The sequence below is a fragment of the Mycobacterium hackensackense genome (genome assembly GCF_025822555.1).
GTDB lineage: Bacteria > Actinomycetota > Actinomycetes > Mycobacteriales > Mycobacteriaceae > Mycobacterium > Mycobacterium fluoranthenivorans.
On the sequence record NZ_JACKUC010000053.1, the window covers coordinates 204,898 to 218,744 of the forward strand.

Here is a 13,847-nt window from a genome sequence, read left to right on the forward strand (position 1 = left end):
AGGTCTGCCTCGACTGCGATTACTGCTCCACCATCCCAGTCTGAAACGGAACACGGCGACACGGTAAGCCTCTGTCCAGCAACGATATTCGAGGCTACGCCTGCGGCAGGCGAGACGACTACGTGGTCAGCGAACCGGCGTCATTCGTCGTCCACGCCGCTTCGCTGGGGGTGGTTTTGATTGATCTTGGTCTGGCAAGGGTCGAGGGGCGGCATTGTCAGCGCGCCGGCGGCACGCGCGGTCGTTGGCGCATTCCCACTCGCGGCCTTGCCCGCCGTCATTGAAACTGGACCGGTTGAATTGGCGGGTGCCCCAGCGTCCGCACCGCCAGCAGCACTTGGCGTACGTCATCGGGTAGCCACGCAGGCAGGACAGAACTCGCCGTCGAGGTCACAGGACCACCCATCGTCGACGGGGTTTCCGTCGACGTCGACGTTCCCGTGGCGCACCGCGGCCGTCCACTCCGCTTGGAATCCGCACTGATCGCAGGCTGCGCTCAAGACCAAGGCCATCAGACACTCCGTCGGCGCGAGATAATGGAGACCATCGCTCAGTGCTCCTGCGGTGTAGGGGATTTCAGCGCCAGGGCCTGGTCCAGATACAGGGCAGCTGTGCGCTTCTGCTCGGGACTCGAATCGCTTGACAACACGACATCGGCCGCGAGGGTCGATGCGTGGTGAGCGTGTTGGCGTCGATAGTCGGGATCATCTAATGCGGCGACGGCGAGATGAAGCGAGGAACGAGCCTCGGCGAGCTTGTCCGATGGTGTCTGCATGGTCCCCGTCGTCCCGATGTTGATCGAAGGTCCCGCCGTCGCGGTCTACGCGGTACGCGCAGAGGAATTGTTGGCCGGTTACCCGGGGCGCGTGGCGAGCGACACTTTTGGGGAGCAGGAATGTTCGCGAAAGACAGTCGGTGGCGTGCGCTCCGGAACACTGGCTTCAAGTTTGCAGGCGTCGATTGGCGTCGATCCGCAGGACATCAGCATGGCCGACTTAGGGTCGAGAGCGCGACGTGATGGCCGTGGGCGCTGGTCACCGCTGGCGGGAGGAGGGTCGATTGCGATGAATGGCGATGGGGACGAGGTCGACGCGCTGACTGACCTTGAACAGGCTCGCTGGGTGGCGGCTCGGACCGCGCTGGATGACCTCATGCGCGGGGTCCTGGCCGGGACGATCGATGACGACGGCGTGACTGCCTACACCCGACAGCTGGCCCAACTCAACCTGGATCTCGAGCAGGTCCGCGACAGTCTGCACGTACCGTGTGACGCCGGGCCCTACCGCGAGGCGCTCATTGCCATTCTGTTGCGCATTCCAGAACGATGGGGCCGATGGTTGTCCTGCGATGCAGGTTGGTATCCGTTGCTAGCGGCCCTCGACGCCGGATTGGCGGCGCTGGATCCTGACTATGTGCTGCATCAGGCCAAGGAGAAATTCGGGACCCTGCGGTACTACGCACACACCGAAAATGACGCGGTGCGTGCAGAGTTCGACGCCTTGATTGCCGAAGCTGAACGCCGATCAGCCACGATATGTGAGCGGTGCGGAGGCGAGGGTTCGCTATCCACTGGGCCTCAATTCAGTCGGATCAAGACGCTATGCCCCGGTTGCCGAACGGTTTTGGGGTACGAGGCCAAGGCGTAAGGACTGTCGTGCTGCAACGTTGCTGTGGGGGACGCGAAGCGAGGGAGTCTGTTGGTGGCGGTGGTGGGTTGGAGGGACGCGGTGGGTAGGCCGGCCGCGCGCTCGGTCGCGCTGCGCACGTTGATTGTGTCGGTCCTTCAAGCCTCCGAGGACCCTTTACCGACGCCTGAGATCATCGTGCGCGTCGCTGATGGCGGCCGCTACTGCAACAGTCCGCGCGGTCCGGTGTGCCCGAACTGGTCAGGTCGCGCTGGTGGAGTTTACGCACACTGTCCAGCCTGGTGCTGGGAGACGCCCGGGCCGCAGGGACCGCAACTTCGACCGCAGCTCCTAGCGCTGGAACGGCTTGGCGTTGTGGAACGCGTTCACTACCCGAACGCGGAGAGCATCGCCAAAGCCGTTGCCGCAGGCAATGTTTACGACCACGTGATGGGTGCCCGTTCCGGGTGCGTCTACTGGCAGTGTGCTGACAATGCGAGTGACGCGTACTTCAACGCTGCGGTGGATGCTATCGGCGATCCCTAGGGTGCCGAGTGCGCGCCTTAGTGGTGGGGTGAGGTGAGGTAGGCAATGCGTTCGGTGACGTCTTCGAGGTCCTGGGTAATCTGCTGTCGTCGCGAGACGGGTTGAGGTGCGGGATCGTCGAGCTGACGGTGGAGTTGAGCACTCCACTGGTGTGCCTGTTCCAAATCCATGTCTTCGGTGTACATCTGGGGGGACCTCTATCTGTTGCGTGGTTAGGCGTGGGCCATAACGCGATTGTGTTGAGCGCGGGCTACGAGCCGTAGCAGGCCGGCGTTGACCTGTTGTGGGCGTTCGAGTTCGAGCATGTGTCCCGCGCCCGGCACTTGCAGGAATTCGGCACCGGGGAGCGCCGCGGCAAGGTAGAGCGAATGCTGAAGTGGTGTGATCTTGTCGTCGCTGCCGCAAGCCACGAATGCCGGCAGGTGTGCCAGGCTCGGGAGTGCGGCTGTCTCGTCGTGTGTGCGGAAAGTGGTCAGCAGTGCAGCGATGGTGGTGATGGGGGTGCGACTGATCATGCGGCAACATGCTTGGTTGGCGTGCAGTGTCTGGTTGGCCGTGACGGGAACACCCATCAGGGGGGCGACGGTGTTGCGGGCAAGGGACCACATGCGACTGGCGATGCCGGGTGCCAGGCGTGTGCAGTACTGCATGAGAGGTACTGCCGGCGTGGCCAGTGCGCGGCCCAGGCCGCAGGTGTCCAGTCGCCCTGCCGCGGTGGAGATGAGGCCGATGCCGGCGATCTGGCTGACCATGTCGGGGTGGCGGGCTGCGAATGAGAGCGCGGCCATCCCGCCCATGGAATGTCCGACGAGCACAACGGGCCGGTCGGGGCTCAGCGCGGTAATGATCGACGCGAGATCGTCGCCGAGTTGCGCGAGTGTGTAAGTCGCGTAGTCAGAGGGGGTATCGGAGTGGCCGTGCCCTCGGTGGTCATAGAGCACCAATCTCGCGGTGTCGCCGAGGGCGGCACTCAAGTGACGCGCCTGCGGTAACCACGCGTCCATCGTCAAACAGAAGCCGTGCGAGAACACAACGGTGAGGGGAGCAGTGAGCGGCCCGATCTGGCGGTAGGCCAGCGCCGTTCCGTCGGCTGTGCGAATCCGTTGCAGGACAGGGCTATTCATGTGCTACCCCCTTGCGAAGGAGATCGGGCGCCCCGCCGAGAGGATCCGTGTGGATTCGAGGAACGGCGGTGCTTTGGTACCTCAATGGCGAGCGTGGCACTGGGTGCAGACCTAGTGCCTGAGGTGGGTGCGTGTCGCACCAGTTTGTTGGGGTCGATCGATCGTGCGGCCGCCCGCGGAATCTGGAGTTGTGTAGGTGGCCCCGGCACTGGTGTGCGGCGGCTGCGGCCAGGGCGGGCAGTGACGTCCCCGATGCAACCCGCTGTAAGGAGGTGGCACGGGTGGTGAGAAGTTCTGGCGTAGTAGACGTGTCGCGCGCGCTCGATGGGTACCGGGCGTGGATATGGTGCAGCCGCCCCACGCCGGGGGCACTGGCGGCTCGGGCGGGGCGACCGTCTACTGGTAGGCATCGCAGATGATGTAAAGGATTGGTGGCGCATGGCTCAGATCAGTGGCCCAGTGCCCTTTGGACGCGAGATCGACTGTCGGCTCGATGATCTCGCCAGCCTCCACGTGGCCTACGAAAAGGCTGCCGATCCCGTTGACGTGCAGACCGCAGGGGCGCGTGAGGCCGCGGAATTATCCGCCGCGGTCGGCGCGCTGCTCAGCGCGCTGGGGCGACCCGTGCAGCTGGGCTGACCCGGGGCGGGCCGGATCGGTCATGACAGGCCACACGCAGATTGGGGAGTAAGCAATGATTTATGAGGCCAGTACGAACCAGGGTGAGTCACTGATCCTGGTGGGGTACGTGCATTCGTTCCCCAGGCACCCGCAGCCGGGGACGGTGGTTGACGCCCTCGTCGAGGGATACGAGGTACGCCCTGCGGACTATGCCCCCGAGCGGCTCTACGCTCTGGTTTCAGTGGATTGGGCCACCAAGGTCACTTCGGTCGATGCGGATACGGGCCACAGTTCGACGTCGTATCTTCGTGGGTTCGGTACGCCCGACGGTGTCACCTGGTACCTATCGCCAGCCGTGTTCGACCCTGCGACGGGCCGATTTCATCTGAACAACGGGCGCCTGGCGAGGGGGCACCGAGACGCGTGGTTACCCTCGGAACTGGTGGGTCTGGGTGCCCCCGATGTCGTGCCGATCCATGACTTCCCGGTGTAGCCGGCCCCCGGTGGCGGAGTGCAGGCCGGCACGAGTCATCAGCGAACGTCGCAACGGCGGCGAGCTTGCTACGTTACGGCCATGGTGAGAATCGCGGTCAGTGCGTTGCACGAAGGGCCGGCGGAGTTGGCGGCCCAGCTCCCGGTGCTGGGGACACTTACGCGCCGGGTGCCCGATCCCAACGGCTGGCAGGTCTGGATCGTCGAGCTCGACTGGCCGGTGCGGTTTCACATTCCCTTGGATGCGCATCCGGACGATGCCTCGCTGACGGTGGACTTCGACGAGCACGGTCCGTTCTTGTGGGTTCGCGCGGTGGCAGTGGCCGGCGGGAGTGAATCCCTGCAGGGCGTCAGCCAGCTTCGGGTTCATCTGGCCTACGTCCTGAATCCGGACGAGGTCAACGACCTGTCGAGCCCGTACATCGGTGCGGTGGGGGAGGCCTATATCGACGACGTCACCGCCGCGGAGGGGTCTGAGCCGCCGGCGCCCGAGGCTGAGGCTGGAATTGGGACCGAGGCCGGGGCCGTCACCGCGACGTCAAGTTCCAGTGAGGCGGCGGATCTACCGGAGGCTGCGTCGCCGATGGGCTATGTCGAGGTCGAGGGCGACCTCGAAGTGTGGGTGTCGAAGCTGGCTGCCGTTGCTGCAGCAGTGCCCGAGGTGATTCCAGACCTCATCCGCGATGCGGAGCAGGCTCCGGGATACGTGTTGAGCGGAGACTGCGCGACCTACTATGGGCCTGCAGGCATGCCGCCGCAGACCACCGATAACCGATACGAGCTGGTGTATTGGATCGTCGATGATCTAGCCGCCGGCCTCGCCCGCGACTGGGCGACCGCTGCGCCCGCGTTTCAAGAGGGCAATCCTTCCGCCGTGCACGCGCTCTGGCTGGGGCGTTGGCACAACCTCATGTCGGCCTTGTCGACTGACTGGGGAGAACGGACGAGGGCGCGTATCGAGCAGTACTTCCTCAACCCGTCTTGAGGGGAGTGTTTGCGAAAAGCGGTCGCGTGACGCGTTTGTCCCGGCCGGGGTGCGGCTACGGGGGTATGTTCCACGCCACCACAGACCGAGACCGCTATGGGGGACGATGTTGACCGACGACGCCACGTCAATTGACGGTGCCGAGAGCCGCGCGACGCGACAGTCGCTGTCGACTCGCGAGGACCTACGGGCATCGATTGCCGCACAGTTGGCGGCCAGTCACGGGAGCCGTTGGGCGTCGCTTCCCGGTGAGGTGCAGGTGGAATATCTCGCTGATGCCGATGCGCTGATCGAGCAGGGCATGACCCGGTACTGGGTGGACCCAGATCTCGGTGAGACCGTATCGCCGGCGCTGGAAGCCGAGGTGTTCGAATTCGATCGCTCCATGGAGTGGTTCATGTCCTACCTGAATGCCAGGCATCCCCATTGGCGCGATACGGCCGTCTATCCGTCGTCTCATATCGAGGAGGCCGACCCCGAGGAGTGGGATGCCTGGGTGACGATCGCGGTGTCGGTGTCGGAGTCCGCGCGGATTCTGTGGTCGCGACGTTTCGCGGCTCAAACCGGCGAGCCCGTCGCGCCGCCGCGGTCGCCGCTGCCGCCAGTTCCCTCGTCGGCACCGCCTGCGGCTCAAACCATCGGGCGCGACCGCACGGCCGCGGCAATTGGAGCGGTGTTGGCGCATCGGCACGGGCGGCGGTGGATGGATCTACCGAGTGACCTTAGGGCCGCGTATCTGTCTGATGCGGAGTGTTTGATGCAAGCCGGCCTCGCCAGTTGGTGAGAGCGGCCGTCTCAGCTGGCGGTTTTTCGCCGTCCTCGCGCCGAGCGGTGTTCCTTTCCTGTGCGGGATGGGAAGCCGGCACGGTTGAGCACGTCGTCGACTGTTGCGGGGGCGTCGGTGTCGTCGCCAGTGGCCTCAAGTCGATTTCTGGTGCTGTTCGCCGCCTGGGGGCTGATGCTTGCGTAGCGGGCGATGACGCTGGGGCCGACGCCCGCTTCGAGCGCCCGGTGAAAGACCGACAGGTAATGGCGGTAGGCCTCATTGCGTAATGCGGCCGCGCGACGGAGGTCCTCGAGAACGGGGATCTGGTCGGCGGTCGGCTTTTTCTCCCGGGCCATAGAGCAGAAGTATAAAGCCCTGTTTAAGGTCCCGTGGGTTTGCGGAGGAAGCGCGTCGCGGATCTGCTGGCAATACGTCCGTACTGTCGGGTGTGGTCAGAGGGTGTGTGACCCGACTACTGGTCCGCAGCGACGGATTCTCGAAGGTTGCGGTGATGGGGTTATCGCGTCACGGCCGTCGCTCCGTGATTCAGGAGGCGTTGCTGTGCCAAGGCGCCGGCTGCGGTGCCCGCGTCGCAACCGGCGGCTGATCTGCTCGTGTCGGCGAGGTCGCGGCGCAGGTGTACGCGCTTCGGAGATTGCGGAGTCTGGCGAGCCGTGCACGGTGACTCCTGGGCGACCCGTGAGTGGTGCTTGCGTCGGCGAAAAACTGCCTTGCGACACGCGGCGGAATGCCTGCCGGGTTCGTCGGTCATTAAACTGCGCCGTATGAACGCACCGCCACCTGACGCCTCGCGGCAGGTGATGCCCAGCCCGGGTGACACCGGTGAGACCGCCCTCACTCCAGGGCCCACCCTGAGTCCCCCGGTGACTGTGGGTCCGATCGCCGCGTCGAGCCTGGGAGGGGTTCCGTTCATCGCGATCACCGGGCCCGTGCATCACTACAGCGGCAAACGCCTTACGCAGTTCATCTTGAACGCGTTAGGAGAGGTGGGCGTCACCATCGACGTTCCCGAATGACGGTGGGCGAAGGTTACCGACTGCGCAACGGACACTCACGGGCACCGCGAACGCCGGGCTCTGGCGTGGCGGCACCTTCCCCTGTGCGGGCTGACCCGAGGTCACCGGCCCGGCCATGCCGTCAGGCGGACATCGAAGCCGCGGGCCGCTAGTGGTCGTCCGGTGAAAAGCGTCGCGACACCGCGCTCAAACTCTCCCCCTCGGAGACGCCGCTTTAATCTGGAGGAGGTCTGGTGACAGGCACGTTGGGGCAGTAGTCAGGGGGCAACACAAATGGGTGCAATCGAACCGGTGGACCTGCCGGAGACGACGCTGATCATCGGCGAACACTTCCCGGTGCAGGATGAAACCGCCTACGCGCGCGAAGCGCAGGTGCAACGCCGCGCGGCGGAGCAGGCCGCCGGTGCGGGCGGGGTGGCCCTGGCGGCCGCCGGATACACCGATCCTGAGTTCCGTGGCTTGGCGGGGGGTGCGTTGGCCACCAAGTTAACGGCTCATCATCAGACGCTGACGGCTGACGAGACGCGGCATCTGAACGTAGCGGCATGGCTGGACTCCGGGGCTGAGAACATCGGTGCCACCAAGTCGCAGATGAACCAGATCAGCAGCGACTACCACGCGGCCTACGACCAGCTCTGTGACCGCGCGGTCACCGAGAGCTGGCCCCAGCAGAAGCTGCGGCAAGCCAAAGACGAGCTCGTCGCCGAAGCCCAGGAGCGCATACAGTCTGCCAGGTCGGCTTTTCAGGAGCGCCACAGCGTCGTCGCCAGCGGCATTGTGAGTGGCGCGGCGCCCGACGAGACGGCGCAGAAAGCCGGGGCGGGTACGCCAACCATGCCTGCGGCCGGGTGGAAGCCTGCGCCGCTGAGCCCGCAGACCACCGACCCGTCGCTACCGCCGCTGCTGCCGCCAGCGCCGGCGGAGTCCCCACGTACTGACGCCCCCCAGTACCCGCCTTACATTCCAGAATCGCAGTTCCCGAACGGGCTCACGCGGGACGCCATCGAAAAGCAGGGCCACGACGACGTGGTGCTGTGGAGCCCCACGCCCGAGCAGCCGCTGCCGCCCTACTGGATGAACCGCTACATGGAGATCTCGCCGGGTGTGTGGGTGCCTGACGACCGGCCGTCGCCGCCGGGATCGGTCCACCCGGCGTGACCTTCCGGGCAACCGCAGGACGGGGTTAAAGGCGAAGGGCGGCAGAGGAAATGAGTTCGCACCGACTGCGGCGGTTGGCGGCAGTAGTAGTTGCCGGCGCGTGCGTGATGGTCGCTCCCACCGGCCCTGCCCACGCTGGGCCATTGCCCGCGGTGTCCGCGCTCTACCCGGGCGCAGGCATGGAGATCATCGGTGATGACCCCTCGATCTGTACCGCTGGCTTCGTTGCTCACAACCAGCGTGGCGCGCCGGTCCTGTTTACTGCGGGCCACTGCGACACCGGTGACACCGCCGCGGTGAACTCGGCCGTCGACGGGCGACTTGTGCCCGCTGCCAACTTCGTGGTCAGCCAGTACGCCGGTAACGCTGGTGATCAAACCGACGTCGCCGTGATGAGTCTGACCGGGGCGTTGAAGCTCGACCCAAACATCGCCGGCAAGCTGCCAGTGACCGGGTTCGCGTCCAGCGTCGCCGAGGGAATGTGGCTTTGCAAGGTCGGGGTGGCCACGGGCCGTTCGTGCGGTCGAGTCGTCGAGGCCTCGTCGTCGAAGGTCAAGTTCGCCGCCGACATCGCCCCGGGAGACTCCGGTGGTCCTGTCTACGGGCTCAAAGAGGACGGCACGGCGTTTGCGGTCGGCATCACCATCAGGGCCAGTTCCGATGACGGATTTCCCGTGGCCGAACTGATCGGGCCGTGGCTCGACAAGTGGAACCTCAGCCTCAACTGAGCTAAGCGGCGCCAGCCCTCGAATCCCTTGATGTTGCCCGCTCCCACATCGCTGGGGCGTCTTGGTTCGTATGGGTTCGAGTAGCCAAAATATCTGGCGCGCAACACCTCAGCCTCACCCGAGGCGTCCTCTCGCGCACCCAGAATGGGCCGCGACGAGGATCGCCCTCCACAGCGATCCGGGGCACACAGAGGGGGTTGCATGACAGGGCTGCTACTCGACGCCTTGACGGGCGCACCGAGACGGGGTGGGAGACGGTTCGGGGCGCGCACGCGCATCATCACCGCCGTGGTGGCGCTGGCATTGATGCTCGGGGGGTACGGCGTCTGGGAGATGCGCCCCTCTGCGGCGCAACCAGCCGTCACGATTGCAACGCCACCCGCACAGTTGAACTATTTCAATGACCTTATCGCGCGGGTGAGCGTCGTCGACCGGATCGACCCTGCCCCGGGCTACGAACGTGGATGCGGCACCGACAAGCAGACCGGGCAGAAGGAAGGATGCGTCTTCGGTCCCGCGTGGAACGATCCGGCGTCGACGACGGGGTGCGACAGTCGTAACACCGTGCTGGCCGCCCAGCTGCACGACGTCACCTTCAAGCCGGGCACACGCAACTGCAAGGTGACCTCCGGCTGGCTCATCGACCCGTACTCCGGGCAGCGAATCACGTTGGCGCAAACCCAGATCGATCACGTCGTGCCACTTCATCGGGCGTTCAACGCCGGAGCGTGGGCATGGTCTGCAGCCCGGCGGCAACAGTTCGCCAACGATCAAAGCAACCTGCTCGCCGTGTCGGCCCACGCCAACCAGTCCAAGCAAGACCTCGGGCCCGGTGAATGGTTGCCGCCCAACGCCGCACAACAGTGCCCGTATGTCCTGCGCTACCTGAGCGTCGTGGTGGCCTACCAGCTGCCCATCACGACGTCCGACAAGGCCGCCGCGGTCACCGCGTGCGGTCAGGCGCCATGACTCACCCCGAGGTGCCGCAGCCGCGCCACGCCCAGTCCTACTGGCTCACGCCCAGCCGCAGTCTCACCGGCGGCTGCCTGCTCCTGGCCGGTATCGGATTGCTGCTGTACATGATTGGTCGGCTGGGTCACCCTCACTACGTCGAATTCGCCTCACTGCTGTGGATCCCGGCCGTCATCGCGACGTCCCTGGGGGCCGGATGGGTCTTCCAACGCCCAACCCCCACCACCCACAAAAGCCAAGAGCACAACACGCCAGCACCGGCGCCCGCCGAACCCACGCCCGCGCCGGGGCCGCAAGTCGTGCTCGGCGGCGGAGACATCGACCGAATCCGACAGCTGCTCTCGGGAAAATTCCCTTTCGAGCTCCTTGACACAGCGGTGCACTACGACGACACCACTGGCAGGCTGATGTCCTACGCCCTGCGTGCCATCGTCCCCGGATATCTCGCCGACCGGCGCAACGCCACCATGGTCTCCCAACGGCTGCAGGGTGCAGTCGCCGGCGACTGGCTCGTCGACGTCGACTCCGCCCGCGACCAAGTCACTGTCACCCGTAAGAAGCCGTTCCCTCCGTGGGTGGCGCCCCCACTGCCCGACGTGATCGTCGCCAGCCCCGAGGACGCCATCCGGCGCTACGACAAGTTCAGCATCGGCATCGGCGTCGACGAACTGGGGGAGCGGCTCGAATATGCGCTCAAGGATTACCACCATTGGCTGATTATCGGTGGAACAGGCTCCGGCAAAAGCGTTTTCGTGCGAGGCATCATCGAACAGATGCGCGCGGGAGGCATACCCATCCTGGCTGGCGACGGCAAGGGGACCGACTACACGAGTCTCAACGGCGAGGCGCAGATGGTCATGATCACCTCCAGCCCGGCCGAACATCCGCGGCTCGTCCACGCCGCAGTGCAGGAGCTGTCCCGCCGCCGCCGGGTCGCACAGGAGCGCAAAACGGCCGGCCACCCCGACCCCATGGGTTTTCCTGCGTGGGCCATCATCCTTGACGAGTTCGCCACCATGCGCAACGAAGTTGCCGGACTATACGAGGAACACCCCGGCAAAGACAACGCCTTCGTCGAGGACCTGCGCGTGATGTTCAAGGTGGGCCGCGAATTCCGCATGCACATGATGCTGTCCACCCAGGATCTCTACGCCCGGACCATCCCCCGCGACATCCTCGGGCAGTGCAAGCTCATCATCACCCTTGGCCCGCCGAGCGACATGACACTGAAGCAGGCGTTCACCCAGGAGATGGAACCGAAGGCCCGACGAGTCGGCGAACTCATCAGCCCCGAGTCGCAAGGCCGCGGCCTGGTCGCAGTGCCGGAGACCGCTTCGGTGAAGGAGTTTCAGTCGTACTGGAGCTATACGCCCGGCACCGACATCGACGGCCCGAAGGTCCCAGAAGGTATCCGCGGGCCCTGGAGAACCTACCGCGACAACGTTTCTCGGAAAGTCCCGAAGCTCTACAGTCGGCAGTGGTTCCGTGTTGAGGATCCAGAGTTCGCGACCTTGCCCATGGCCGAACTGAACGCCCTCAAGATGGTCAACCTCGACCTCGACGACGGCACCCCGGACCCGCAGATGTTCCAGTACGACAAGAGCCGCGATGACTACAACGGCCATCTTCGCGGAACCGACGACGACGGAGCACTGCGAGAACTCAGCCGCCCCCCAACACAACCTGCCGCGGCGCCTCCGGAGCAACCTCCCGTCACCAGCGGCGGCGACCCCACAACATGAAACCAACTCTGGGACAACCGAATAAATAGCGGCACGCCTGCCGTCCCCAGGGGTAGAGCCCGAGCTGCCGGCTCGTGAAGAAACGCCATCGGAAGGAACCAACCATGGAAATCGACTACGGGATCGCCTACGACTTCATCGACGACGACGGAGACCGTCGCCCCTACCAGCTCAGATTCCGCCGCGAGCAGCACTTCAGCGACCAAGGGCAGCTGATCGCGGTCATCGCCAGCGCAGGACGGCCCGACAACGGGACCACGCTTTCCATCAGCCGCCCCGGAGTATCGTTCGCCGACGTAGAACAGGCCCTCGACAACTGGGAGAGCTGGGCCATGCTCACCGACAGAACGGTCTCCCTATCCCGCATCCGGTCGGCGATCACCGCGAAAGGCCTGGGGTAACGGCCGATGACTCTCAGCAGCGCCCGCAGCGGGAACACCGGTGGCACCAAGCAGTCATGGGGCAACCGGGCTGCAAATGTCGCCAAACGACTGCGAGCGCCTGAGCCCTCACGGATAGTACGACTGCTCGTCATTGCCGACATGGCGCCAGAACTCCCCAGTGACGTCGAAGGCTTCCTCGACGCCGAAGCTGTCGACGTCGTAGTGCTGGCGGGGGACCTCTTCTCGGGCGACCTCCGAGGGTTGACGCAGACAAGCCGACCCACGCTCGGCGTCTACGGAAACCACTGCGACGGAGCGTATCTGGACGACATGGGATTCACCAACCTGCATCTGACCGCTGTCGACGTGATGGGCGTGACGTTCACCGGACTCGAGGGATGTGTCCGCTACAAGACCGGGACCAGCGACATCCTCTACACCCAAGAAGAGTATCGGCTGATGGTGCAACAGCTACCGGCTGCCGATGTCCTCGTCACCCACTGCCCACCGCGAGGGATCAACGATCACCAGGACCCCGCACACCAAGGTATCGACGCATTGCGGACCTGGATCGAAACACGACCTTTACGGCTCCTGGTTCACGGGCACACCTACCCGCGGTCACCGATGACAGCGTTCGGTCCAACCCGCATCGAATACGTGCAGGGAACCCGAATCGTGACCTTCGCTACGTGAGACACATTGCGGCGCCGCACTCATGCGCCAACCGAAAGTGTCCGCGACACGTCCGCGCCTCTCAGGTCGTCCGCAGTGGTCGTGTGAGCATCAGCCACAGGCGACGGACCGACGGGCGAGGAAGGAACGCATTGAGGATCGCGAGAGCAGCCAAAGACTCTGGGACACACAGCCTCTGTACTGGGCGCGGTCCCCGGCGAACACATGCATTATCTGACTCGCGGACAGGCGATGGGAACGTAGTGTGACAGCTCGGTTCGGGATTCGGGATCTGGCCGAACAGGCAGCTGCCGCCATCCCGACTCACGTGGGTGAACATGCAGCCGATGCCGGCGCCCAGGTGTGCGCGGGGGTCAGCGAAGGGCACGGTGCCCCGTATGTCATCTGCTGGGAGGCCGGGCCGTTTCAGTGGGCCTACCGCGTCGATGTTCTCGCAGCGCTGGAACGCCAATTCGGCGTGCGGGTGGAGACGGTCAACCACTTCACCGTTGTCGTCACACCCCGCGATTGCAACGCAAGACCTGCGCCGTGATGCAACCCGCGGCGTCGAACCCAGACGGAAAGGGGAAGGCCATGAAGATCACCGTCGTACCCACGATGTATCGCGACGCTTCGAATTGGAAGGTGCACGGCGAAATTCACGTGCAGGGCGAGCTCACCGAGGCCGACATTCAGGCGGTGCGCGCGGCGCTCAGTGATGGCCTGTACTACGTGCCAGGGCAGATCGGCCTCACGCATTACGGATCAGGGGAGTACTCCAGCTATCCCACCGAAGACGACCACGGCTGGCAAGAGATGTGCCTCGACGAGATCACCGTGATCGAGGCCCACCAGGTGAGCCGCCGCCTGTCGGTCGCGTCCGGGCCAGAGGACGGCGGCACTACGGCGGACTTCGTCGCCTGCCTCACAGCAGCGGCCCGCGCCGGCTGGAATCCCGCCCTGCACGCGGCTTGACCGCCGGGTGGAATCTTT

The 13,847-nt window shown here is 65.1% G+C and carries 19 protein-coding genes; 14 read left to right on the forward strand and 5 right to left on the reverse strand.

The window, feature by feature from the left end; translation table 11 throughout:
* Positions 1 to 347: 347 nt before the first annotated feature.
* Together H7J86_RS32985 and H7J86_RS32990 are read right to left on the reverse strand one after the other, a co-directional pair.
* Positions 348 to 512, reverse strand: a complete 165-nt coding sequence (locus tag H7J86_RS32985; protein ID WP_267296276.1) for a hypothetical protein — start codon at positions 510 to 512, stop codon at positions 348 to 350.
* A gap of 38 nt (positions 513 to 550) precedes the next feature.
* Positions 551 to 775 (reverse strand): hypothetical protein, encoded by a 225-nt coding sequence (locus H7J86_RS32990; protein ID WP_267296278.1) that lies wholly within the window; start codon positions 773 to 775, stop codon positions 551 to 553.
* On the opposite strand from H7J86_RS32990, the gene H7J86_RS32995 reads away from it, so the two are divergent.
* Positions 774 to 1,646, forward strand: a complete 873-nt coding sequence (locus H7J86_RS32995) for a hypothetical protein (RefSeq protein ID WP_267296280.1) — start codon at positions 774 to 776, stop codon at positions 1,644 to 1,646. The two genes, H7J86_RS32990 and H7J86_RS32995, sit on opposite strands and share 2 nt — an antisense overlap.
* A gap of 542 nt (positions 1,647 to 2,188) precedes the next feature.
* On the opposite strand, the gene H7J86_RS33000 is transcribed toward H7J86_RS32995, so the two are convergent.
* Together H7J86_RS33000 and H7J86_RS33005 are read right to left on the reverse strand one after the other, a co-directional pair.
* Positions 2,189 to 2,356 carry a hypothetical protein gene (locus H7J86_RS33000; protein ID WP_267296281.1) on the reverse strand — a complete coding sequence of 56 codons (168 nt, stop codon included), beginning with the start codon at positions 2,354 to 2,356 and terminating at the stop codon, positions 2,189 to 2,191.
* Between the two features lie 27 nt (positions 2,357 to 2,383).
* A complete protein-coding gene (locus H7J86_RS33005) occupies positions 2,384 to 3,295 on the reverse strand; it encodes an alpha/beta fold hydrolase (RefSeq protein ID WP_267296283.1) in 912 nt (303 codons plus the stop codon).
* A gap of 438 nt (positions 3,296 to 3,733) precedes the next feature.
* On the opposite strand from H7J86_RS33005, the gene H7J86_RS33010 reads away from it, so the two are divergent.
* The 4 genes from H7J86_RS33010 to H7J86_RS33025 all read left to right on the forward strand — a co-directional run bounded on the left by H7J86_RS33010 (position 3,734) and on the right by H7J86_RS33025 (position 6,177).
* A complete protein-coding gene (locus tag H7J86_RS33010) occupies positions 3,734 to 3,934 on the forward strand; it encodes a hypothetical protein (RefSeq protein ID WP_267296285.1) in 201 nt (66 codons plus the stop codon).
* A gap of 55 nt (positions 3,935 to 3,989) precedes the next feature.
* On the forward strand, positions 3,990 to 4,409 hold the full coding sequence (locus tag H7J86_RS33015) for a hypothetical protein (protein ID WP_267296287.1): 420 nt from the start codon (positions 3,990 to 3,992) through the stop codon (positions 4,407 to 4,409).
* Between the two features lie 168 nt (positions 4,410 to 4,577).
* On the forward strand, positions 4,578 to 5,393 hold the full coding sequence (locus H7J86_RS33020; RefSeq protein WP_267296289.1) for an Imm63 family immunity protein: 816 nt from the start codon (positions 4,578 to 4,580) through the stop codon (positions 5,391 to 5,393).
* Between the two features lie 106 nt (positions 5,394 to 5,499).
* Positions 5,500 to 6,177, forward strand: a complete 678-nt coding sequence (locus H7J86_RS33025; RefSeq protein WP_267296291.1) for a hypothetical protein — start codon at positions 5,500 to 5,502, stop codon at positions 6,175 to 6,177.
* 11 nt (positions 6,178 to 6,188) lie between these two features.
* On the opposite strand, the gene H7J86_RS33030 is transcribed toward H7J86_RS33025, so the two are convergent.
* Positions 6,189 to 6,515 (reverse strand): hypothetical protein, encoded by a 327-nt coding sequence (locus tag H7J86_RS33030; RefSeq protein WP_267296293.1) that lies wholly within the window; start codon positions 6,513 to 6,515, stop codon positions 6,189 to 6,191.
* 429 nt (positions 6,516 to 6,944) lie between these two features.
* Between H7J86_RS33030 and H7J86_RS33035 the strand changes: the two genes are divergently transcribed.
* From H7J86_RS33035 to H7J86_RS33075, 9 genes are all read left to right on the forward strand, one after another.
* Entirely contained in the window at positions 6,945 to 7,196 is a 252-nt protein-coding gene (locus tag H7J86_RS33035) for a hypothetical protein (RefSeq protein WP_267296295.1), read from the forward strand.
* Positions 7,197 to 7,487: 291 nt separating this feature from the next.
* Entirely contained in the window at positions 7,488 to 8,354 is an 867-nt protein-coding gene (locus H7J86_RS33040; protein WP_267296297.1) for a TrbJ/VirB5 family protein, read from the forward strand.
* A gap of 50 nt (positions 8,355 to 8,404) precedes the next feature.
* The gene (locus H7J86_RS33045) at positions 8,405 to 9,082 is read left to right on the forward strand and encodes a chymotrypsin family serine protease (RefSeq protein WP_267296299.1); all 678 of its coding nucleotides are present in this window, start codon (positions 8,405 to 8,407) and stop codon (positions 9,080 to 9,082) included.
* A 201-nt stretch (positions 9,083 to 9,283) separates the two neighbouring features.
* Entirely contained in the window at positions 9,284 to 10,051 is a 768-nt protein-coding gene (locus tag H7J86_RS33050; protein WP_267296301.1) for an HNH endonuclease family protein, read from the forward strand.
* Positions 10,048 to 11,796 (forward strand): FtsK/SpoIIIE domain-containing protein, encoded by a 1,749-nt coding sequence (locus H7J86_RS33055; protein WP_267296303.1) that lies wholly within the window; start codon positions 10,048 to 10,050, stop codon positions 11,794 to 11,796. The genes H7J86_RS33050 and H7J86_RS33055 overlap by 4 nt, the downstream gene beginning before the upstream one ends.
* A 104-nt stretch (positions 11,797 to 11,900) precedes the next feature.
* On the forward strand, positions 11,901 to 12,197 hold the full coding sequence (locus H7J86_RS33060) for a hypothetical protein (RefSeq protein ID WP_267296305.1): 297 nt from the start codon (positions 11,901 to 11,903) through the stop codon (positions 12,195 to 12,197).
* 6 nt (positions 12,198 to 12,203) lie between these two features.
* The gene (locus H7J86_RS33065) at positions 12,204 to 12,875 is read left to right on the forward strand and encodes a metallophosphoesterase family protein (protein WP_372517364.1); all 672 of its coding nucleotides are present in this window, start codon (positions 12,204 to 12,206) and stop codon (positions 12,873 to 12,875) included.
* Between the two features lie 244 nt (positions 12,876 to 13,119).
* Entirely contained in the window at positions 13,120 to 13,407 is a 288-nt protein-coding gene (locus tag H7J86_RS33070; protein WP_267296308.1) for a hypothetical protein, read from the forward strand.
* A gap of 41 nt (positions 13,408 to 13,448) precedes the next feature.
* The gene (locus H7J86_RS33075; RefSeq protein WP_267296310.1) at positions 13,449 to 13,829 is read left to right on the forward strand and encodes a hypothetical protein; all 381 of its coding nucleotides are present in this window, start codon (positions 13,449 to 13,451) and stop codon (positions 13,827 to 13,829) included.
* The last annotated feature ends 18 nt before the right edge of the window (positions 13,830 to 13,847 follow it).